Annotated in this window: 25 protein-coding genes and 4 pseudogenes; 14 read left to right on the top strand and 15 right to left on the bottom strand. The window is 51.9% G+C overall.

Translation table 11 applies throughout. The features are described 5' to 3' along the window. Positions 1–11: 11 nt before the first annotated feature. Positions 12–4,880 (top strand): T9SS type A sorting domain-containing protein, encoded by a 4,869-nt coding sequence (locus tag QM738_RS10865; RefSeq protein WP_462276737.1) that lies wholly within the window; start codon positions 12–14, stop codon positions 4,878–4,880. Between the two features lie 73 nt (positions 4,881–4,953). Here the strand turns inward: QM738_RS10865 and QM738_RS10860 are convergent, their stop codons facing one another. From QM738_RS10860 to QM738_RS10825, 8 genes and pseudogenes are all read right to left on the bottom strand, one after another. Continuing rightward, positions 4,954–5,676, bottom strand: coding sequence for a ribonuclease H-like domain-containing protein (locus QM738_RS10860; protein ID WP_462276688.1), 723 nt, complete (start codon positions 5,674–5,676; stop codon positions 4,954–4,956). Positions 5,677–5,742: 66 nt separating this feature from the next. Continuing rightward, complete coding sequence (locus tag QM738_RS10855; protein WP_462276736.1) at positions 5,743–6,363, bottom strand: porin family protein; 621 nt, start codon at positions 6,361–6,363, stop codon at positions 5,743–5,745. A gap of 139 nt (positions 6,364–6,502) precedes the next feature. Next, positions 6,503–6,805, bottom strand: coding sequence for a hypothetical protein (locus tag QM738_RS10850; protein WP_462276686.1), 303 nt, complete (start codon positions 6,803–6,805; stop codon positions 6,503–6,505). A gap of 117 nt (positions 6,806–6,922) precedes the next feature. Then, positions 6,923–7,609, bottom strand: a complete 687-nt coding sequence (locus QM738_RS10845; RefSeq protein WP_462276735.1) for an alpha/beta hydrolase family protein — start codon at positions 7,607–7,609, stop codon at positions 6,923–6,925. 160 nt (positions 7,610–7,769) lie between these two features. Further along, a complete protein-coding gene (locus QM738_RS10840; protein ID WP_462276734.1) occupies positions 7,770–8,075 on the bottom strand; it encodes a DPP IV N-terminal domain-containing protein in 306 nt (101 codons plus the stop codon). Further along, entirely contained in the window at positions 8,069–8,302 is a 234-nt protein-coding gene (locus tag QM738_RS10835; protein WP_462276733.1) for a hypothetical protein, read from the bottom strand. Before QM738_RS10835 ends, QM738_RS10840 begins: the two co-directional genes overlap by 7 nt. Next, positions 8,299–8,511, bottom strand: coding sequence for a DPP IV N-terminal domain-containing protein (locus tag QM738_RS10830; RefSeq protein WP_462276732.1), 213 nt, complete (start codon positions 8,509–8,511; stop codon positions 8,299–8,301). The genes QM738_RS10835 and QM738_RS10830 overlap by 4 nt, the downstream gene beginning before the upstream one ends. Before the next feature lie 97 nt (positions 8,512–8,608). After that, positions 8,609–8,920, bottom strand: a pseudogene (locus QM738_RS10825) (DPP IV N-terminal domain-containing protein); the annotation flags it as partial. 282 nt (positions 8,921–9,202) lie between these two features. Here QM738_RS10825 and QM738_RS10820 point away from each other — a divergent pair. Both QM738_RS10820 and trmD read left to right on the top strand, forming a co-directional pair. After that, the gene (locus tag QM738_RS10820; protein ID WP_462276731.1) at positions 9,203–9,523 is read left to right on the top strand and encodes an RNA-binding S4 domain-containing protein; all 321 of its coding nucleotides are present in this window, start codon (positions 9,203–9,205) and stop codon (positions 9,521–9,523) included. Positions 9,524–9,807: 284 nt separating this feature from the next. Beyond that, a complete protein-coding gene (trmD, locus tag QM738_RS10815) occupies positions 9,808–10,284 on the top strand; it encodes a tRNA (guanosine(37)-N1)-methyltransferase TrmD (RefSeq protein ID WP_462276730.1) in 477 nt (158 codons plus the stop codon). 60 nt (positions 10,285–10,344) lie between these two features. Here trmD and QM738_RS10810 read toward each other — a convergent pair whose 3' ends face one another. After that, positions 10,345–11,046: a hypothetical protein gene (locus tag QM738_RS10810; protein WP_462276682.1), complete on the bottom strand. Its 702-nt coding sequence runs from the start codon at positions 11,044–11,046 to the stop codon at positions 10,345–10,347. Positions 11,047–11,156: 110 nt separating this feature from the next. On the opposite strand from QM738_RS10810, the gene QM738_RS10805 reads away from it, so the two are divergent. Further along, positions 11,157–11,576, top strand: coding sequence for an amidohydrolase family protein (locus QM738_RS10805; RefSeq protein WP_462276729.1), 420 nt, complete (start codon positions 11,157–11,159; stop codon positions 11,574–11,576). A gap of 285 nt (positions 11,577–11,861) precedes the next feature. After that, positions 11,862–12,236, top strand: a complete 375-nt coding sequence (locus tag QM738_RS10800; RefSeq protein ID WP_462276728.1) for a hypothetical protein — start codon at positions 11,862–11,864, stop codon at positions 12,234–12,236. Between the two features lie 547 nt (positions 12,237–12,783). On the opposite strand, the gene QM738_RS10795 is transcribed toward QM738_RS10800, so the two are convergent. From QM738_RS10795 to hisB, 4 genes are all read right to left on the bottom strand, one after another. Beyond that, positions 12,784–13,101, bottom strand: a complete 318-nt coding sequence (locus QM738_RS10795; RefSeq protein WP_462276727.1) for a hypothetical protein — start codon at positions 13,099–13,101, stop codon at positions 12,784–12,786. Between the two features lie 177 nt (positions 13,102–13,278). Beyond that, positions 13,279–13,932, bottom strand: a complete 654-nt coding sequence (hisH, locus tag QM738_RS10790) for an imidazole glycerol phosphate synthase subunit HisH (RefSeq protein ID WP_462276726.1) — start codon at positions 13,930–13,932, stop codon at positions 13,279–13,281. 9 nt (positions 13,933–13,941) lie between these two features. Beyond that, on the bottom strand, positions 13,942–14,424 hold the full coding sequence (locus QM738_RS10785; RefSeq protein ID WP_462276725.1) for a DUF2628 domain-containing protein: 483 nt from the start codon (positions 14,422–14,424) through the stop codon (positions 13,942–13,944). Between the two features lie 243 nt (positions 14,425–14,667). Further along, positions 14,668–15,264, bottom strand: a complete 597-nt coding sequence (hisB, locus tag QM738_RS10780) for an imidazoleglycerol-phosphate dehydratase HisB (RefSeq protein ID WP_462276724.1) — start codon at positions 15,262–15,264, stop codon at positions 14,668–14,670. Between the two features lie 197 nt (positions 15,265–15,461). On the opposite strand from hisB, the gene hslV reads away from it, so the two are divergent. From hslV to QM738_RS10745, 7 genes and pseudogenes are all read left to right on the top strand, one after another. Next, positions 15,462–16,031: an ATP-dependent protease subunit HslV gene (gene hslV / locus QM738_RS10775; RefSeq protein ID WP_462276723.1), complete on the top strand. Its 570-nt coding sequence runs from the start codon at positions 15,462–15,464 to the stop codon at positions 16,029–16,031. 17 nt (positions 16,032–16,048) lie between these two features. Next, entirely contained in the window at positions 16,049–16,381 is a 333-nt protein-coding gene (locus QM738_RS10770; RefSeq protein ID WP_462276722.1) for a DMT family transporter, read from the top strand. Positions 16,382–16,543: 162 nt separating this feature from the next. Beyond that, on the top strand, positions 16,544–16,948 hold the full coding sequence (locus tag QM738_RS10765) for an AAA family ATPase (protein WP_462276721.1): 405 nt from the start codon (positions 16,544–16,546) through the stop codon (positions 16,946–16,948). A gap of 229 nt (positions 16,949–17,177) precedes the next feature. Beyond that, positions 17,178–17,480 carry an AAA family ATPase gene (locus tag QM738_RS10760; protein WP_462276720.1) on the top strand — a complete coding sequence of 101 codons (303 nt, stop codon included), beginning with the start codon at positions 17,178–17,180 and terminating at the stop codon, positions 17,478–17,480. Then, complete coding sequence (locus QM738_RS10755; RefSeq protein ID WP_462276719.1) at positions 17,477–17,698, top strand: hypothetical protein; 222 nt, start codon at positions 17,477–17,479, stop codon at positions 17,696–17,698. Before QM738_RS10760 ends, QM738_RS10755 begins: the two co-directional genes overlap by 4 nt. A gap of 14 nt (positions 17,699–17,712) precedes the next feature. Further along, positions 17,713–18,425, top strand: a pseudogene (locus tag QM738_RS10750) (HpcH/HpaI aldolase/citrate lyase family protein). Then, positions 18,307–18,579 (top strand): hypothetical protein, encoded by a 273-nt coding sequence (locus QM738_RS10745; protein ID WP_462277539.1) that lies wholly within the window; start codon positions 18,307–18,309, stop codon positions 18,577–18,579. Before QM738_RS10750 ends, QM738_RS10745 begins: the two are co-directional and overlap by 119 nt. Positions 18,580–18,807: 228 nt before the next feature. Here QM738_RS10745 and QM738_RS10740 read toward each other — a convergent pair whose 3' ends face one another. After that, positions 18,808–19,350, bottom strand: a complete 543-nt coding sequence (locus QM738_RS10740; RefSeq protein ID WP_462276718.1) for a DMT family transporter — start codon at positions 19,348–19,350, stop codon at positions 18,808–18,810. Positions 19,351–19,366: 16 nt separating this feature from the next. Beyond that, positions 19,367–19,831, bottom strand: a pseudogene (locus tag QM738_RS10735) (EamA family transporter); the annotation flags it as partial. A 128-nt stretch (positions 19,832–19,959) separates the two neighbouring features. Here QM738_RS10735 and QM738_RS10730 point away from each other — a divergent pair. Next, positions 19,960–20,604, top strand: a pseudogene (locus QM738_RS10730) (M20/M25/M40 family metallo-hydrolase); the annotation flags it as partial. Between the two features lie 80 nt (positions 20,605–20,684). Next, positions 20,685–21,230, top strand: coding sequence for a peptidase dimerization domain-containing protein (locus QM738_RS10725; protein WP_462276717.1), 546 nt, complete (start codon positions 20,685–20,687; stop codon positions 21,228–21,230). Positions 21,231–21,279 lie beyond the last annotated feature (49 nt).

Genomic DNA, 21,279 nt, shown 5'->3' with positions numbered 1-21,279 from the left:
AAAACTTGGATATGACCAAACTATCTACCTTAAAGTTGATATTGCTGTTTTTTTTCACGCTCACCGGAATCAGTAGTTTTTCACAAGTCACTATTTTATCAGAAAATGTAGGTTCCCCTTCGGCCACTACTACTATTGCCAGCTATACCGGTTGGCAAAATAACGGTGTATTCACATTTTCCAACGGTGGCGCTACTAACCCTGCCGACGTAAGGAATACGAGTGCTTCCAGTACTTATACAGGTGCTTCCGGAGCAGGTAATGTCTTTTTTACCACTACCAGTGGAAACTATGGTTTTTCAATTGAATCTATTAATGCTGCTACTTATAATACTTTAGTATTACAATTTGGTTATAGGAAAGAGTCAGCTTCACTGCAAGCAACTTTTTCTGTAGAATATTGGGATGGTACAGCTTGGGTGGTAATTGCCAATACAAGTGCAGCATTGTTCAATGAAGCCGCCAACGCATCTACCGGCTGGTATTTGTCCAAAGCGCTTTCTATACCAGCAGCTGGTCAGATCAATGGTTTGAAAATTAGATTTGTAAAAAGCGGAACAGCTTCTATAAGAGTAGATGATATCAAGTTAACCGGTGTACCGAATACTCCAACAACAACTTCAATTGCGCCTTCCTCCACTACAGCAGGTTCTGCAGGGTTTACATTAACTGTTAATGGAACCAATTTTATCAGTGGCAGTTCTACTGTAACATGGGCTGGCTCCAACAGAACAACCACTTTTGTAAATTCAAGTCAATTGACTGCTACCATTCCTGCAACAGACATCAGCGCTTCTGGAACAGCGCAGGTAGGTGTTACCACTACCGGTGCAGCAGCAGCATCCAATACACAAACATTTACTATCAATCCTGCGTCTGGAGGTACTGTAACATTAACTTCCGGCCTGGCTGATTTTGGTAATGTTTGTATCAACACCACTGCCGGTCCTAATTCTTTTACGCTGGATGGTAATAATCTTGATGGCAGTAATATAGATATTGCTGCACTTCCGGGCTTTACTTATTCCACTACATCCGGTGGTACTTATACTTCAACTTTAAGTTTTTCGTATACGGGTAATAGCTTTACAGGCCAGGTGATCTATGTAAAATTCACTCCTACAGTTGTTCAATCATATAATGGCACTATCAATTTAAGTGGTGGTGGCCTTGCTGCATCTTATCCTGTAAATGCAACCGGCTCAGGTATCAATACTGCACCTTCTGTAACTACAGGCGGCAGTTCGTCTATCACTGCTACCAGCGGTGTTGCCGCAGGTACTATTACCGGTTCGGGTTGTGCTACAGTAACTGTTTATGGTATTGAATACAGCACAAGTTCTGGCTTCCCTGACGGATCAGGTACACAGGTGGTTGCTTCTAATTTAGCAGGTGGTAATTTCTCTTCTACACTTACAGGTCTTACTCCTAATACACGTTACTATTATAAAGCTTATGCCACCAACAGCATCGGCACTACTTATGGCACACAGCAGGCATTTAACTGTACCGCGTTACCGGTAGTAATGTCTGCACAATCCGGTTTAAGCTATACAGAAACCTTTAGTGATATTGCCAACTGGAGCAACTTCTTCATCACCGGTACAGGCGCTAATCACTGGGGAGGCAACAGTGCCGGCGGTAGCGGTACTATTCCGAATGGTTTTAATATTACTGCATCCACACAATCATTCCAGACCGGTAACCCTGGTTTTTCGGGTGGTGTGCAAAGAGGTAGTGACCAGATAGCGCCTACACAATCCATTGTATTGTTATCTACAGGCTCTCCGGATAACTCCACTTCTTCCGCTATTGATTTTTACCTGGATTTTACCGGTGTAAATGCGGGTACTTTAAGTTTTGACTGGGCTTCCATCAATAACTCTACCGGTGACAGGAATGGTTCGATGAGGGTTTATACCAGCACAGATGGTGTAACTTTTACTGAACTGACCTTTGCTTCGGTACTCAACTTTACCAACAATGCCGCCACCAGCGGCACTAAAGCGAATATTGCTTTACCTGCTTCGTTCAATAACAGCGCTACTGCAAGATTGCGTTTCTATTATCATAACGGTACCGGTGGTACTACAGGATCAAGACCAAAGATCTCTATTGATAATATCAATGTAACTGCTGTTGCCACTACACCTTGTGCCAGTCCTACAGCACCGGCCACGGCTTTGGTTTTTGGAACCATTACGGATGTTTCAATTGCAGGAAGCTTTACTGCTTCAAGTCCTGCGGCTGATGAATACCTGGTGGTTGCCAGCGTTAACAGCAGCCTTACCGGTAACCCTACCGACGGCGTGATATACAATGTGGGTGATAACCTGGGCGATGGTACTGTTGTTGCAAGAGGCAGCAGCACCAGCTTTGTTGCTACAGGTTTAACCGCATCTACACAATATTATTTCTTTATTTTCCCGCTGAACAGTGTTTGTACCGGCGGTCCTTTATATTACACCACCACAGTATTGAATGGTACTGCAAGCACTATTGCAGGATTACCACCCTGCAGTGCCCCAACTGCTCAACCAACCAATCTTGTTTTTGGTACTGTGGGTGTTAATTCCATACAGGGTTCATTCACTGCGGCAAGCCCTGCAGCTGATGAATACCTGGTGTTAAGAAGTACTTCAGCATCACTAAGCAATAATCCTGTTAATACCACCGTATACAATGTAGGCGATATTTTGGGTAATGCCGTAGTGGTGGAAAGAAGTACTGCTACTTCCTTTACTGCAAATGGTTTGCAGGCAGGCACACAATATTATTTCTTTGTATTCAGCATCAACTCACTGTCATGCGTAAACGGACCGGTGTATAATATCACCAGTCCTTTAAATGGTACGCAGACAACACAACCACTTCCTCCATGTTCTGCACCAAGTGCGCAACCTACTGTACTGGCGCTTACTCCATCCAACACTGCGGTGGCAGGTACTTTTACAGGTGTAGCAAGTGCAGATGATTACCTGGTTGTTCAAAGCACATCTCCTACTTTATCTGCTTCACCGGTGGATAATACAGATTACAATGTGGGTGATGCATTTGGCGGTGGTACTGTAGTTGCCAACAGCAGTCTTACTACTTTCCTCAACACAGGTCTTACAGCCAATACCACTTATTACTATTTTGTATTTGCTGCTAATAAAAACTGTTCGGGCGGTACCAAGTATGCTGCAGGCGCATCGCTTTCCGGCAATATTGTTACCACCAATGTACTTACCAATAATTATTATTTTGGTACCCTGCACTCTCACTCTGATTATTCAGATGGTAACCAGGATCATCCTGGCTATACACCCACTGATGATTATACGTATGCTATGACAGCGCAGTGTATGGATTACCTGGGTATATCTGAACACAACCACTTCTCTTCGGTAAATAACCCTGGTAATACCATTCCGTTATTCCATTCCGGTTCTACCGAAGCCAACAACTTCACTTCCGCACATCCGGGCTTCCTGGCTTTGTATGGTATGGAATGGGGTGTTATCAGCGGCGGCGGCCACGTAGTGGTATACGGCGATGGTATGGATGATCTTTGGGGTTGGGAAAGTGGTGCCGGTGCATGGGGCGCTGCTAATAATTACGACGTGTATGTGCCGAAGAGTATTTATACCGGCAGCACCGGTTTATTTAAAACCGTGAATGATAATGTGGCGAAAAATACTTTTGCTACACTGGCGCATCCTAATCTTACTGACTATAATAACCTTGCCAATATTGCATACGACCCGGTTGCAGATAATGCCATCACCGGCTCTGCAGTAGAAAGCGGACCTGCAACTTCTACCAATACCACGTATTCAAATCCTGGTTCTTCATTGTCGTATCTGTTCTATTATCAAAAAATGTTGTCATTAGGTTATCACCTCGGCCCAACTATGGATCATGATAACCACAACACTACTTTTGGTCATACCACTTATTCAAGAACAGCGATCATTGCACCTGTGTTGACCAAGACAGCTATTGTGGGTGGTATGCGCAATATGAATTTCTATGCCACACAGGATTGTGATACCAAGGTGGATTTCACGATCAACACCAAGATAATGGGTTCTATACTTTTGGACAGGTTTGCTCCGAATATTGCAGTGCAATTAACTGATGCCACCACTTCTACTGCAGCAGCAGTTATCCGTGTGATGTTTGGTATACCGGGCAGCGGCGTGTCAGCGATCAAAATTGATTCTGCTATCGGCAGCAGTTTAAAATTCACTGATATCAATTTAGCCAACAATGCTACCGGTTACTATTACCTGGATATCACCAATGGTACCAGCAGGATCATTACTTCTCCTATCTGGTATACCAGGAACGATAATGCTTTACTGGCTGTTAAACTCAACTCCTTCAATGTGCAGAAAGTTGACAACACCGCAAAAATTACCTGGAGCACTGAGCAGGAGATCAACAGCAGCTATTTTGTGATCGAAAGGTCTATTGATGGCAGAACATGGAATGCTATTGCAACAGTTGCAGCAGCAGGTAACAGCAGCCATCGCATTGATTACAGCACCTACGATTATGCACCAATGAGGGGCGTGAATTATTACCGCCTGAAAGAAGTGGATAAGGACAATAAATATGATTATTCAGATATCAAGAAGGCATTGTTCAATTCCAACTACACTGCAGAAGTGGTACCTAATCCTGCAAAAGATGCAATCAATCTGTATATCAGCAAAACAGGTACACAGCAGTCAACTGTACAGGTGCTGAATGCTGCGGGCAAACTGGTTTATCAAACCACTACAGCGCAAACACATTTGCAGATCAATACTGCAACCATGAGCAAAGGGCTGTACTTTGTAAAAGTGATAGATGCAGATAATGTTACTACCTTAAAAGTGTTCGTAGAATAAAATTCACGGCACCATAAAATAAATGCCCCTGTCAGTTGACGGGGGCATTTTATTTTACAGCAACAGGCAATTCTTATTTTACTATCACCACCGCTTCATCTGTCAGCAGGTCCATATTCCTGAAACGCAGGATGATGTTAGCGGTGGTCAACACATCTTTTTGACAATAAGTTACAATACGCTCCAGGTCTTTTTGTTTCCAGTATACTTCTGCCACCATGCTGCCATCAATATCATCTTTGGGAGAGGGAACACCTAGCGCCGCAGCGAGTAATTTTAAAGAAGTATAATTTTTGTAATCGCCAAAACGCCAGTACTGGAATGTGTCTACAATATTGGTGTCCCATGGTTTCATGTGCTGAAAATCGAGATAAGCAGGTATATGCAACCTGTTTATTAAAAGCCTGCGGCAGATAAAGGGAATATCAAACTCTTTTATATTGTGCCCTGCAAAACTCCAGCGGTTATTCTTTGCTTCCATCTGGTTTACTGTTACAATAAGATCCTGCAGCAGTTTTTTTTCATCATCCCCATAAAATGATTTTACACGGAGTTGTAATGTATTCCCCTGTTTATTGAAATAACCGATACTGATACAAACAATCTTTGCAAACTCGGCCATTACACCGGCCCTTTGCGGATAGAACTCTCCGGCAGATGTATAATCGGGTAAACTGCGCTGGGTTTTTTCTTCCCATAGTTGTTTCCAGTCGGCTGTTAATTCATCAAATAAAGCAAACTGGGGTACAGTTTCTATATCTATCATTAATAAATGATCGAGCGGTATGTTTTGCATGGTGGGAGATTATACTTCTAATATACAAAGTACTCCGTACAAAAACAAAATCAATCTCCGTTGATACTAAAAGGTAACGCCAACGAATACCTGAATTGCCTGGCTTTTCCATGTCTGGCAATCGTCCACTGCATTGATATCGGTAAGGCCTAATTTATATCTTGCACCCAGGTTGATGAGGGGCAATTGTATCCACAGACCGCCTATAGCGCTCCACTCTGCATTCTTATAAATATTGCCATTGCTTTTAAGGCTGTCGGTAGTTTGTTTTAATAAACCTCCGTAAGATGGGCCTACCTGGAGTTTTATTCTTTTACTGGGACCAAGGTTCACATTCAGGAAAACAGGCACTTCCAGGTAATTCAAAGTAGATTTTTTCTGGCTGCCATCTCTGAACAGATCATCATAAATATCATTAGGATAGTTGCTGAATTCGGAAGAGGTTTGTACAAAATTCACTTCGGGCTGTATGCCAAATCTTCTCGAAAAATTAAATTGTACAAAACCGCCTACCTGGTAATTATAATTGTACCCGCTTTTATATGATTGACCGGTGATCTTATTTACATTAACACCACCCTTTGCACCAAAGCGGAAAAAGTTTTCATGATCTTCGCTCAACCTGTTGCGCTGAGCAGCAGTACAATAAGTAACGAAAAGCAATACGGCCGTGAGTATTTTTTTCATAATTGAATTTTACTGATAACGACAGTAGTACTGCTAACATTATGCCAAAGAAAAATTTAACAGTTGCCTGTAAATAAGCGGGCCTGCACTATGGCAGGCCCGGCTTAATTATAAGAACCCCGTTAAAACTATGCGTTATTTACCTTCTCCAGTGGCCGGGTACCCACACCCATCCACCACGGCGGTGTTGCCAATGGCCTTCCACCCATACAGCCCGGGCCCTGGGAGGTACGGCCCAATAACCTTCGGTGTACTCATATTTACCCCCACGCCAAACATAATTACCGCCTACCCATACATGCTTAGGCGAAGGCGCAACTGGCCTTGCTCTTACTACCGGCGGACCGGGCCGCACTTTTACTACAATCTGTGCATCGGCTGCTGTAATGGATGCAAATCCTACCAGCAGCAATAACATCATTTTTCCAAAATATTTTTTCATATGTATTATTTTCTAACGGTAAGACCAAATGGCTTGCCAATAGTTTAAAGCCCAAAAAATAAAAAGGGTCCCGCCATGACGGGACCCTTTTTATTGCAGCTGAAAAATTATCTTAAATTATTTAGCGCCTGGCTCGCAGTGTTGTTTTAAATAAGTGGTGTACAAAGTGGTCAAATGCTGCCAGGTTCCTTCTCCTTCCGAAATGCTGTGCGTGCGGTTGGGATAAGGCATAAACTGGAATTGTTTATTATATTTTATCAATTCATTCAGTAACTGTTCTGCATTATCATAGTGCACATTATCATCTCCTGTACCATGTATGTACAATAAATTACCTTTTAAATTTTTTGCGTAGGTAATGGGTAATCCTTTTACAAAATCTTCCCTGTTCTCCTGCGGCAATCCCATGTAGCGTTCCTGGTAGATATTATCATAGTTCAATTGGTTGCCCACAGCTGCGATGGAAATACCCGTTTTAAATATTTCGGGATACTGGAACATGAGGTTAAGTGTGGAAGATCCTCCACCACTCCATCCCCAAACTGCCACACGGTCCTTATCAAAATAAGGCCTTTCTTCCAGTAATTTCTTCATCGCCATGGCCTGGTCCCTGATATTGATGATACCGATCTTGCGATAAATTGACTTACGCCATTTAGCGCCTTTCAACATTGGCGTACCGCGGTTATCTACCGAAACCTGTATATATCCATCAGCCCTCATATCGCCATCGTATAAAAAATTACGCTGGCCGCCGTAACTGTTTTGCACCGTGCTGGATGCAGGTTCGCCATATACATACATTACTACCGGGTATTTTTTTGCAGGATTAAAATTGGCCGGTTTGTTTACCCATGCGTCTACCGTTACATTATCCTCGGTGGTGATCTGTATATACTCTACATCATTGCTGTTATCAGTTTTAATATTAGCAGCAATGCTTTTCGCTTCGCTGAATGGTTTGTTATCCGGCAGCGTAATCCATTCCGTTACCGGCCTGGTATTGTAGTTGGAAAAGGAATGCGTGGCAAATCTTTCCGTTGGGCGAAATATTGTAGTTGTGGGTACCTACTAAATTTTCTGCACTTAGCAACTCCGCTTCTTCTTTTGGTTTTTTGAATTTATCGAGGATGCTTGTTTTATTTTCTATACGTACACGATATAGATACAATTGTGTGGCATTGGAAGGTGATGCGGTAAAATAGATGTAATTATTGGCTTCATCAATACACTTGATATCACCGATATCATAATTGCCTTTTGTCAGCAAGGTTTCTGTTCTGCCATCGCGGCTGATCTTGTAAATATGGCGCCAGCCGTCTTTTCACTCACCCATATAAAACTCTGTCCTTTATTGATAAATGAAAATCCACCCGGCTCACCAAATATATCAGCAGAATTCAGGTCCACCCAGGCCTCATCATTCTCGGCCCAGAAAGTACGGCTGCTGCCATCGGATGTACTGCAATCGATCAGTTTACTTTCCTGTTGTTTCAATCGAGCTGTTGTACAATTAATTCATTGTAGCCACTCCATTCCATTCTTGGCAGGTAATGTTGTTGCGGATCGCCATCTATCTGCATCCAGTTGATAACACCTGATGTTACATCCACCACACCAAATCTTAACCGGCGACGGCGCTTCACTACTTTTGGGTATTCCACCGGTATCACTCTTGAATAATTGCTGTCGGTGGTATTGAGCATATAATAATCCCTGATCTTGTTGGCATACCACCTGCCCAGAAGGCGATCTTCTTGCCATCCAGGCTCCAGCGAAAACCATCGCGGCAGCCAAATCTTCTTCGTACACCCAGTCAAAAGTTCCGTTGATCAGTTTCCTGGTACCGTCGGCAGTAAGTTTTTTGATCACGTTGGTATTCGCATCTTCCACATACAAATTGTGTTCACTTACATAACCTACTTTTTTCCATCGGCAAAATTGACAACATGGCAGTGATTCGCCAGGACGCCCTTTACCGAGTTGTGTCAATTTATTGGCAGCAATATCCAGCACCCAGTAATCGCCACGGGTATTGTAGCGCCATACTTTGGCTGTGTTGGTAAATACCAGCAGCTTGCTGTTATGGGCACTAAAGCGTCCGGACTGCGGCATCAGTGCTTTGCCACCAGCGAGCGTGGCTCCTTTAATGAGCACAGTTTCCGCTTCTGTCCGGGCATCCACTCTTACAATGTTACCTTCCTTCATTTTGGTATAAGCGTATCCATCGGGTGTCCAGTTGATGCGGCCCCGCTGGGCTTGCAGCAACTGTCAAAAATAAGCAGCATAAACTGAGAGCAATGATCCTGAACTTCATAGATTTTATTTTTTAAGCACTAAAAATAAGCAAATCCCTTCTACAGCGGTTACCATTGGTATAAAAGCATTTATTGCAGCATGGAAAAGGAAAAGTTGCGGCTGGATAAATATTTATGGGCCATCCGTTTGTTCAAGACCCGCAGCCAGGCGGCAGATGCCTGCGACAAGGGCAAGGTGAAATATAATGGTGATAACTGTAAGGCTTCCAAAACTGTAAATATTGGAGATGAATATGAAGTAAAGACCGAGGCCAAACGCTGGGTGATAAAGTTACCGGCCTGCTCAATCACCGGGTGCAATACAGTGAGGCCATCCAATTTTATATTGACATCACCCCTGCTGAAGAACTGGACCGCATCAAATTCCAGGCGGCTGTTTTTCATACCGGTAAAAGAATGAGCAAACAGGGCAGGCCCACTAAAAAAGATAAAAGAGACCTGGATAAATTTGTTGCTAAATAATCTATTAAAACAAGTTGTATAAAATGAAATCGATATCATTTCGGTTGCTACCGAATATATTGCAAAGCCCCTTTGCACATTATATTTAAAAAGGGCAAAGGAAAAAGGTTTGCTGGAAGTGAACGTGATCAACCTGCGTGACCATACCACTTATGCAAGGGCGCAGGTGGATGATTATGCTTTGGCGGCGGCGCCGGCATGGTAATGATGATAGAACCATTGGTGAATGCAATTGAATCATTGCAAAAAGAAACGGTGTATGATGAAGTGATCTACTTAACACCCGACGGCGCAACCTTTAACCAGAAAATGGCCAATAGTTTTTCTTTAAAAAATAACGTGCTCCTAATCTGCGGACATTACAAAGGCATTGATGAAAGGGTGCGGCAACATTTTATTACCAAAGAAATTTCCATTGGCGATTATGTACTGAGCGGCGGCGAAATTGCTGCAGCCGTTTTGGTAGATGCCATTGGCCGGCTGATACCTGGTGTACTGAATGATGAAACCAGTGCCTTGACAGACTCTTTCCAGGATAATTTGCTGGCGCCGCCGGTATATACCAGACCCGAAGAATTCCGCGGCTGGAAAGTGCCGGAAATATTATTGAGCGGCAATCATAAACTGGTGGAAGAATGGAGGTACGAACAATCTTTATTAAGGACCAAAGAGAAAAGGCCCGACCTGCTGGATGAATAATTAATGATATTAAAAAAGCCCTTTTTAAAAGGGCTTTTTTATTGTGTGAGGTTGTGTTATTTATTTAAAAATCTTCTCGTCTACTTTTATGTTGGTTTCTATCTTATCAAAATCAGTTTGCCCTCTTGAATTGGTAGTGGTATAAGCGAACCAGTAGCCATCCGCATTTTGTTTATAATTACTGTAAATGGTATACACATCTACTTTTTCTCCGTTGGCAGAACCTTCAGTAGAAGTTTTTAATAACAGGTTGGTCTTTGCATCGTAAAAGTAAACAGTAACATTACCGTTCTTAAAAGTGGCTTTTACTTTATAGCAGTCCACACCATCCACCGCTTCTTTACCCAGCAATTCCAGCTGTGTTCCTTTTTCTTTATAGTTTACAAAAGTGCCATGCAGGTCCAATGCAGTCTGGGCAGACTTCAACTGATCGTCGGGCATTGGCTGTGGAGAGGCCTGGCCAAAAACTGGCATGAACACAGTACCGCCGGTTGGTGTGGCTATCTGGTAATTTTCGGTACTCATTACCGAAATATCATTGCGCATGCCCACATTGTGCAATTTGGTGATGACAATATTTACATCGGTGCCCTGTACAGATAAATTGCCCTCCATGCGTACGCTGTTGAGTGTGGCCAGTTTATCTTTACCACCCATGGCAGCAATATTTTTTTCTATCACATCATCAACTGTTTGAGCATTGGCAAACTGGGCAATCACCATGATCATTATAAAGAGGCAGAAAATAATTACACTTTTCATTTTAAAAAAATTTAGGATCGCAATATAAAGTAAAATTGTAAGCAAATATTTTTTGACTAAACCATTAACTTGCAGTTCGGGTGCAAAACTTATACCACTATTAAATCATCATGAATTCTTTTAAGATACACGGCAATGTTGTTGACATTTTCAACAAAGAGATATTTTACGGCGAAGTGCATGTAACAGATGGAAAGATAACTGCCATTAACCGCTTACCACATAAGAACCATCATCCTGAAACGGAGCATTTTATACTGCCGGGTTTTATCGACAGTCATGTGCATATTGAAAGCAGCATGCTGGTACCATCAGAATTTGCAAAGCTGGCCGTGGTGCATGGTACAGTTGGCACCATCAGCGATCCGCACGAGATCGCCAATGTATGCGGCATGGATGGAGTAAAATTCATGATCGCCAATGGAAAGACCGTTCCTTTTAAATTTCATTTTGGTGCGCCCAGCTGTGTGCCCGCCACTCAACTTCGGGTTCAATCTGCCGTGGTGGGATCGCATCTTCGGCACCTATAAGGCCCAGCCCGAAGCAGGACACGACGGCATGACGTTAGGGATCGGGCAGTTCAGGGATCCGGCGGAGCAACGTCTCGATCGGATGCTGACGCAGCCCTTCCGCGGGGATACGAGGCAATACCCTTTGGGGCGCTAAGTTTCAGATCGAAAATATTGCCTCTCAAGATGAGAACAAAGATTGAACTTACCGCCGAATCGGGGCATTGTTCTTTATATGTTCACGCCGCGACTCGCGGTGATGGACTTCCGCCCTCGGACCCTTCTCGCAGCCCACGAGATCATCCCATGCGCACTTTCCTCGTCTCCTACGACCTCGCCAAGCCCGACATGAACCAGCCCTATCTCACCGATGCCATCATGGCGCTCGGCGAGGCTTGGGCACGACCCCTTGAGAACGTCTGGTACATCCGGACAGAGCGTAGCGACGCCGAACTCGGATCGCGCCTCAACCGTCTGCTCGACGAGAATGATGGCCTGCTGATCCAGGAGACGCGCGGTGATGCGGTGCTGACCAACGCAGGTCTGCGCTGGTTCCGCCGCCGGCAGCAACAGCAGGGTGTGGCGTCCGATAACGTCGTTGCATTCCCCAGCCCAGCCACGGCGGACATCACTAAAGGCGACATCCCGCACCTCGATGTCGCGCTGAAAGCGGCAAGCTAAGACCCTTCCGCAAGGGTGGCATCGCGCAGAGTGCCCGCGCCCGAAACTGCCCAGCCTCCGATACGGCTATTGGCTATCGGAGGCTGGAGGTGTGGTCGGGCCCCGGTCGCCCTGATCGCCTTGTCAAACCCGTGTGTTCCCCGAGATTGTCCAATTGCATGAAGCTTCCCGAGATCCCCCTTCAGGCAAATGGACGGCGTTGGTGTGAGTCGTGTGGCGTTGTGTTGTTCTGTGTGCGTTGTTTCGCATTGCTTGTGCGGGTGTTTAGGGCGTGCGGACTCGGCGGCATTCCACGCGCCGGGGCCGCACGCTGCGCACCGTTGTGCTCTTGATCTTCACTGAGACGGAGAGGCGCGATGCCATCTGGCACCCGAGCTGCGATTTGAATGTCGCGACGTCAAGCTGCTGTGGCTTGCCGTTGATGATGAGCCATAGCGTCAAGACATAGCGCATGAGGCATCGGATCGTGATGAGCCCTGGGGCATCTGATCAGCCTCGCGAAAGGAGCGATATTGCGGCGAACAAGGACGATCGTCGTCTTGTGGTATCAGGGACCCTTGTGTCGGTCGAGCATAGCAAACTGACCGGGCGCAAGGTCCAATTTTTTCAGGAAGCCACCGGGGAGCTGCATCAACGTGGCGGCAACCGATGCGTGCCGCTTCAGGCGGCGGGCCACAATGCGTTCGGCCTCGTAGGGATCATCGATCGCGACCGCAAACAGCAGCGGCGCATTCGGTGGCGCCGAGACATCGAGATCTTGAACCAGCCAGCCACAGCGTGACATCGCAGCCGCCCTCCCCTTGCTGCATCGTTCGATTGCGATGCTAGCGGTGGTTCGGGCGTGGTCGCCGTGACTCCGACGCATTGTCCACATTTTTCTACGTGCCGCGGGCGGCTCCGCCCCTCCATCACCAGAATGCGCGAGATCCGTGGCCGTTCCGAGGCGGCACGCGCGGAAACTGGGTGTAGCCCGTTCGGGCGTGCGCGAACGATTTTCGAAATCGGCAGAGGAAGGGAGGCGAAGCTGTGTTGCGCCCGCTGCTTACGGCCGCCAGCTCAGAAAATTCGCGATCAAAGCAAGGCCGAGCGTCTGGCTCTTTTCGGGATGGAACTGAGTGCCCGCAATGTTATCGCGACCGACCATAGCGGTGACAGGCCCGCCGTAATCCGTTTCTGCAACGATCGTCGATCGGTCTTTCGTCACGAGCTGATAGGAGTGCACGAAGTAGGCGTGCAGTCCTTTGGGACCCGTCGGAATGCCGGCAAGCAGCGGGTGCTCGCTCCGCACCGTCAACGTATTCCAGCCCATGTGCGGAATCTTGAGCGCAGGATCGTTGGGCTCGATGATACGCACCTCACCCGGAATCCAGCCTAAGCCTTCCGTTACAACATGCTCGAGGCCACGGTCGGCGAGAAGCTGCATGCCGACGCAGATTCCAAGAAACGGTTTGCCTTTGCGCCGGACGCTTTCGACAAGCGCGGCTTCAAGGCCGGGCACGGAGACAAGACCACGCTTGCAATCGGCAAACGCGCCGACGCCCGGCAGGACAATCCTGTCCGCATTCGCGACATCCTCGGGATTGGACGAGACGATGATGCGGCTCTCAGGTGTGGCTGATCGCGCGGCGCGCTCAAACGCCTTGGCCGCCGAGTGCAAATTGCCGGAGCCGTAGTCGATGATGACGACGCGCTGCATGGGTATCCTTCAGGTGCGCCGCCAGAGGCCCGAGAGCCAGCCTGGATTGCGATCCGTGAATAGCGGGGCCGGTCCGGCGCCCAGCGGTACGGACTTGGCGAACATATCGCCGTCGAGCCATGCGTCGAAAAACCGGCGCTCGCACTCATCGCCATTGCGGCCGATGACGCTGCCGACGAGCCGCCAGCCCGCGCGATCGAGTGTCCAGCGCTGAAGGGTCGAGCCTTCCAGTCCCAGCAGAAGATGGAGTGCGGCAATGACCCAGCCGATGAATTTCTCGCCCACACCGGCGGCTTCGAACGCCAGAGAGATCACCGTAGCAAGCGCCATATAGACCACGAAGGCGAGCCACAGCCGTTTGGCCAGCAGCCAGATCGGCCCGAAGATCAGCGCAGCCCAGGAAAAACCGTCCTTCACGAACACCATATGCTCGGCGCGGTCGACCACATTTGCGGGAGCGTTCGGCGGCTCGTGCACGGTGTAGGTCTTCACGCGGCTTACTCCTTCGATGTGCGGGCTCTCGCTGCTTCGGTCAGATCGCCCGTCTTGTGGCTCGGCAGTTCCTTGAGATGCAATTGAGACTGCCCTTCAAATTGGGGACTGCCAGTTTAAAAGCCAAGTCACTCAAGAGTCCTTGCCTTTGATCAATCACCATAGACTTTCCAGTGTGATTCAGATCGAGAAATTCGCTTGTGAGCCCTGCTGCCAGGTATGACGGATTTCCCGATCATCACACTAACCGGCCAGTGTTCCCTTCGTCGAAGGCACGCGGCCGGCTTGGCGCTCGTCGATGGTGAGAGCCTGCCGCAAGGTGCGTGCCAGCGCCTTGAAGCACGTTTCGGCGATGTGGTGGTTGTTGTCGCCGGCCAGCGACTGGATATGCAACGTGATGCCGGCGTTTTGGGCGAAGGCCTGGAACCACTCGCGGAACAGTTCCGTATCCATGTCGCCGAGCTTCGGTCGGGTGAAGTCCACCTTCCAGACGAGATAGGGCCGGCCCGAGACGTCGATCGCCGCACGGGTCAGCGCCTCGTCCATGGCGAGATCGATCGAGGCGTAACGCGTGATGCCCTGCTTGTCGCCGAGCGCCTTCGCGATAGCTTGGCCGAGCACGATCCCGGAATCCTCGGTCGTGTGGTGGAAATCGATGTGCAGGTCGCCTTTGGCCTGCAACTCGATGTCGATCAGGGAATGGCGGGCGAGCTGCTCCAGCATATGGTCGAGAAAGCCGATGCCGGTCGCGATCTTGTACGCGCCGGTTCCGTCCAAATTAACAGTTGCCTTGATCTGGGTCTCTTTGGTCGACCGCTCGATGGTGGCTGTACGTGCCACGGAACCCTCGCTGGCTGCTCTTCTTCAGGATCTGCCCTACTTTACTTGCAGTTCCCTTCCGCAGCGTTTATCAGCTTGGCGCCTTGAGCGCCACGCCCTTACCCGGCGAAAAACGGCGCCCAAGCCTAGCAAACGGGGCTCATGGGACCTTGACGGCGCCCGATGATGCACCGACATCGCACAGAATGACACACGGTATGATTGCCTCATCGTCCGGAGGACGCCCTGGGACCTGGCACGGCACGACCATCCTGACGGTCCGCAAGGGCGGGCGCGTCGTGGTCGCGGGCGACGGACAGGTCAGCCTCGGCGCCACCGTCATCAAATCCAACGCCCGCAAGGTCAGGTCGCTCGGCAAGGGCGATGTGATCGGCGGTTTCGCCGGCGCGACGGCCGACGCCTTCACGCTGTTCGAGCGGCTGGAGAACAAACTGGAACAGTATCCAGGACAGTTGACGCGCGCCTGCGTCGAGCTCGCCAAGGACTGGCGTACCGACCGCTTCCTGCGCCGCCTCGAAGCCATGATGCTCGTGGCTGACAGTCAGCGCACGCTCGTCCTGACCGGCACGGGCGACGTGCTGGAGCCCGAGCGGGACGTCATGGGCATCGGCTCGGGCGGCAACTATGCGCTCGCCGCAGCCCGCGCCTTGCTCGACACCGAGATGAGCGCTGAAGATATCGCCCGGAAGGCCATGGCCATCGCTGCCGAGATTTGCGTCTACACCAACGGGAGTCTCGTGATTGAGAGTCTCGAGAGCAGTCGCTGAGGGGAGCACCGGTCGCCATGGGGTGGCTCACCCTGCTTCTCGCGGGACTGTTCGAGGTCGGGTTTACAACATCGATGCACATCAAGGACTGGTCGTTGCGCCCCTGGCCATCATCGCGTTCCTCATCTTCTCAACCGCGAGCTTCGGGTTCCTTGGCCGCCATGCAGAGCATTCCGATCGGGTTGGCCTACGCCGCGTGGAGTGGCATCGGCGCGGCGGGAACCGTGGTCCTGGGCGTTGCCTACTACGGCGAGCCGATGACGGCTTTGCGCGCTCTCTTTCTGATGCTGCTGGTCGGCGCGATCATCGGCCTCAAATTCGTCTTGGCATTCCTAGGACTGGACGGCTGATGACCAACTTCTCTCCGCGCGAGATCGTCTCCGAACTCGATCGCTACATCGTCGGCCAGAAGGACGCGAAGCGCGCCGTGGCGATCGCGCTCCGCAATCGCTGGCGGCGCCAGCAGCTCGACCGGCGATCTGCGCGAGGAGGTGCTGCCGAAGAACATCCTGATGATCGGCCCGACCGGCGTCGGCAAGACCGAGATCTCGCGGCGCCTGGCAAAGCTCGCAGGCGCGCCGTTCCTGAAGGTGGAGGCGACCAAGTTCACCGAGGTCGGCTACGTCGGCCGCGACGTGGATCAGCATCATCCGCGATCTCGTCGAAATCGGCATCACGCTGGTGCGCGAGGCAAGCGCCGCGAAGTCCAAGGCGCTGGCCGAGAAGACCGCCGAGGAGCGGGTGCTCGATGCGCTGGTCGGCGAGGATGTCCTCGCCGGCCACGCGCGAAAGCTTCCGCCGCCGGCTTCGCAACAACGAGCTCAACGACAAGGACATCGAGATCAAGGTCGCCGACACCGGCCCCGACGTTGCCGATGTTCGACATCCCGGCCAGCCCGGCGCTCAGATCGGCATGATCAACATCGGCGAGATGCTCGGCAAGGCGTTCGGCGGGCGCACGAAGCCGCGGCGCATGACCGTACGGACAGACTACGAGATGCTGATCGGCGGACGAGAGCGACAAGCTGATCGACAGCGACCAGATCACGCAGGAGGCCGTGAAGGCCGTCGAGAACGACGGCATCGTGTTTCTCGACGAGATCGACAAGATCTGCTCGCGCAGCGAGAGCGGCCGAGTCGGCGTCGATGTCTCGCCGCGAGGGCGTCCAGCGCGACCTGCTGCCGCTGATCGAGGGCACGACGGTGTCGACCAAGTACGGGCCGGTGAAGACGGACCATATTCTGTTCATCGCGTCCGGCGCATTCCACATCGCCAAGCCCGCCGACCTGCTGCCCGAGCTGCAGGGCCGCCTGCCGATCCGCGTCGAGCTGAAGCCGCTGACGCGAGAGGACTTCCGGCGCATTCTGACGGAGCCGGAGGCGAGCCTCATCAAGCAGTACGTGGCGCTGATGGAGACCGAGGGCGTCGACGCTCGACTTCACCGATGATGCCATCGATGCGCTGGCTGACATCGCGGTCGCAGGTCAATTCGACGGTCGAGAACATCGGCGCGCGCCGCCTGCAGACCGTCATGGAGCGGGTGCTCGACGAGATCTCGTTCGAGGCCTCGGATAAGAACGGCGACGACACCGTCGACGCAGCTTATGTGCGTGCCCGTGTCGGCGACCTCGCGAAGAACGCCGATCTCTCCAAGTTCATTCTCTGATCCGGAGCCTCTCGATGCGACTGCGCCGTTCGATGTTGATTACGCCTGGCAATCGACCGGAGCGGATCGCCAAGGCCGCGACGCTCGATGCCGATTGCGTGGTTCTCGATCTCGAGGACAGCATCGGACCGGAGCAGAAGCCCGAAGCCCGGCGCCTCGTTGCCGATGCTCTGCGCACCATCGACTTCGGCCGTCGCGAGCGTCTGGTGCGCACCAATGCCATCGGCACGGCCGAGCATGAGGCCGATCTGACGTCGCTGGACCTCGATCGCATCGATGCGTTGTTCGTGCCGAAGGTCGAGAGTGGCGCTGCGTTGCTCGGGCTCGCCAACTGGCTCGAGGGGAGGAGGCGCGGCGCGGCCTCAAGCACCGTATTGAGATTGTGGCGACCATCGAGACGCCGCGCGGCCTCTTCAACGCGCTTGAGATCGCGGAAGCGACGAAGCGTACGACGGCTCTGTTCTTCGGCTCGGGCGACTACACGGCCGCAACCGGAAGCGCCGTGACGGAGCGTGCACTCGCGGTGCCACGTGCGCTGATCGTGGCCGCTGCCGCGGCCGCCGGGATCGAGGGCGATCGACGCCGCGTTCTTCACCGCGGTCAAGGATGTGGATGCCGCTCGGGCAGATGCGAAGGTCGGGCGCGAGCTTGGTTTCAGCGGAAAACTCGTCTTCCATCCCGGCCAGATCGCGGCTGTGAACGAGGTCTTCACGCCCGACGCCAATGAGATCGTGCGGGCACGCCGTGTCGTAGAGGCATACAACGCTGCGAAAGCCGAAGGGCGTGGAACGGCCTATGTCGATGGCACATTCATCGCCATAGACATTGTCTTGATGGCCGACCGCGTGCTGGCGCGAGCCAAGGCCGCCGGCGCTGTTTAACGTGCTCTAATCGTCGCATCTCCTCACTTCGCCTCGCCCCCGGAGGGGGAGAGGCAGGCTCCCGAGAACATCGAGGGAGCCGGTGAGGGGGCGGTCGAAGCTGTCTCCACCTCTTCCTTATCGGCAAAGCCCCCTCACCCGCGCAGCTTGCGCTACGCGAACTCTCCCCGCCGGGCGGGGAGAGGTGAGAATTTGCGGCATTCTCAGTGTATATAATTGGAAGATGTTTTACGCCGAAGGCTTGGCGCGCTCCCGCCGTAGCTTCGCTTCGCGCAGCGTGATGTAGTAGGCGGACGCGAAGATGATCGCCGCGCCGATCCACGTCCATTTGTCGATCGTCTCGTTGAACATCACATAGCCGATCGTCACCGCAAACGGCAGGCGGATAAACTCCAGCGACATGATGAGTGAGGCATCCGCTGTCCGATACCCGCGCATCAAAGCCGCATGACCGAGCACGCCGGTGAGTGCAATGACGGTGAGCGCGGGCAGGATATCCAGGCCCGGCCATTTCCAAACGAACAGGGCCGGAACCAGCGATAGCGGCGTCAGCAGAAGCGCAGTCAGAAACACGATCTTGTCAGGATGGTCGACCGCGGCAAGGCGCTTCAGCAGAATGCCCATGACGCCGCCCGAAAGTGCCGTCACCAGCGCGCAGGCCTGACCGAAGCCGAACGCTGATGCGCCAGGACGCAGAATGATCATCGCGCCGATGAAGCCGATGATGATGGCCGTCCACCGACGCAGACGCACTTTCTCGCCGAGAAACACGTGGCGTAAGTGTTCCGAACAGCGGCGTGAGAAATCCGATCGCCGTCACTTCACCCAGTGGAATGAGCGAGAGCGCGTAGAACCACGCGATCATCGATACCAGGCTGATCGCCACGCGCACGCCGTAGAGATGCAGGGCGGATGAGCGGTAGAGTTCGGACCCGCGCCAGCCGAGCATCGGCAGCATGACGATGACAGCCGCGAAATTGCGCAGAAAGACGACCTCGAGCGGATGGTATCCGAGATCCGTCGCCGTGCGGGATGCTGCCGCCAGGATGGGAACAGGGCCATCGACAGGGCGACCCAAAGGATGCCGATCAGGGTCGGATTCCAGGGCTGCGCTGTCATGGAGGTTGCTCCAATAGGGACAGGCAGCGACGGAAGGGCCGCCGCAGCATTGCGTTTTTCGATCGAGGACACTGGAAAATCCCGTGGATTGGCGAATCGCGTCTCGCGCCCACGTCTTCTCCTTTGCTCCCATGACTGGAGCGTGGCAAGGCACAACCTCCTGCCGTGAAGCGGCTATGCGTGCATTGCAGAGCGCCTGACGACAATACCGCCGAAGTCTGACCGCCAACAGGTTCCTTTGCTTTATGCGCAGGATCAATAATGATGCGCGGGCTTTCGCGCCAAATGCCGCGGGAAAGCACGAGCTGTGACCAACGAGCAATGACAGGCTACACCATGACGGGCGACAGATCCGGTGCCATCCGCCGCGCGGAAACTTATGTGACAGGAGGTGCATTCGAGGCCGATCTGGCGCGTCGGGTGGCGATCCGCACGGAAAGCCAGAAGTTTCCCGATCCCGTAAGCATCGCCGAATGCCATCGCTATCTCGACGAGGAGATGAAGCCCGCGTTCGCCGCCATGGGCTTCACGTCGAAGGTCTATGACAACCCGTTCAAGGGCCAGGGTCCGGTTCTGCTTGCAACGCGCATCGAGGACCCGAAGCTGCCGACGGTTCTCGGCTATGGCCATGGCGACGTGGTGCGCGGGCTCGAAGATCAATGGACGAAAGGTGAGGGACCGTGGATCACCGCGCGTGACGGCGATCGCCTCTATGGCCGCGGCACTGCGGACAACAAGGGACAGCACACGCTCAACATGGCAGCGCTGGCATCGGTCCTCGCGGAGCGTGGCGGCACGCTCGGCTTCAACGCCAAGTTCATGATCGAGATGGGCGAAGAGGCGGGCTCGAAAGGGCTGAAGGAACTCGTCCAGGCGAACAAGGCGGATTTCGCGGCCGACGTCTCATCGCCTCCGATGGTCCGCGTGTGCGGCAGGACAGGCCAACTCTGGCGCTCGGCTGCCGCGGTGCACTCAATTTCGATCTCGTGGTGGATCTGCGCGAGGGCGGCCATCACTCCGGCAACTGGGGCGGTCTCATTGCCGATCCCGGGTTCCTGCTGGCGCACGCGCTGGCGTCGATTGTGGGACCGACGGGCGCGCTGCTGGTGGAGGAACTGAAGGCGCCGCCAATGACGGCCTCGGTGAAAGCCGCGCTGTCGGATGTGGAGATCGACGGCGGTGACAAGGGTCCGCAAATCGACAGGTGGTGGGGTGAGCCGGGGTTGTCGCCGGCCGAGCGCGTCTATGCGGCCAACACGTTCAACATCCTGACCTTCTGGACCGGAACGCCGGGCCGGCCCGTCAACGCCATTCCGCCGAAGGCCGTAGCGAATTGCCAGCTTCGCTTCATTGCAGGCACCGATGTCGACAACATCGTGCCGGCGCTGAAGCGTCACCTCGAAGCGAAAGGGCACCATCTTGTGAAGGTGATGCCGCCGCCCGCGGTCAATGACGGTGCGTTCCCGGCGACGCGCATCGAGCCGGATCATCCCTGGGCGGCGTTTGTCACGGCCTCCGTGCAGCGGTCATAGGTGCTGTTCGGATTCTATCGTGTTTCCCTATTAACCTTAGCAATACATA

This window comes from Ferruginibacter sp., assembly GCF_049840995.1.
In the GTDB taxonomy this organism is placed as follows: Bacteria; Bacteroidota; Bacteroidia; order Chitinophagales; family Chitinophagaceae; genus Ferruginibacter.
This window is presented reverse-complemented; position numbering and strand designations above follow the sequence as displayed.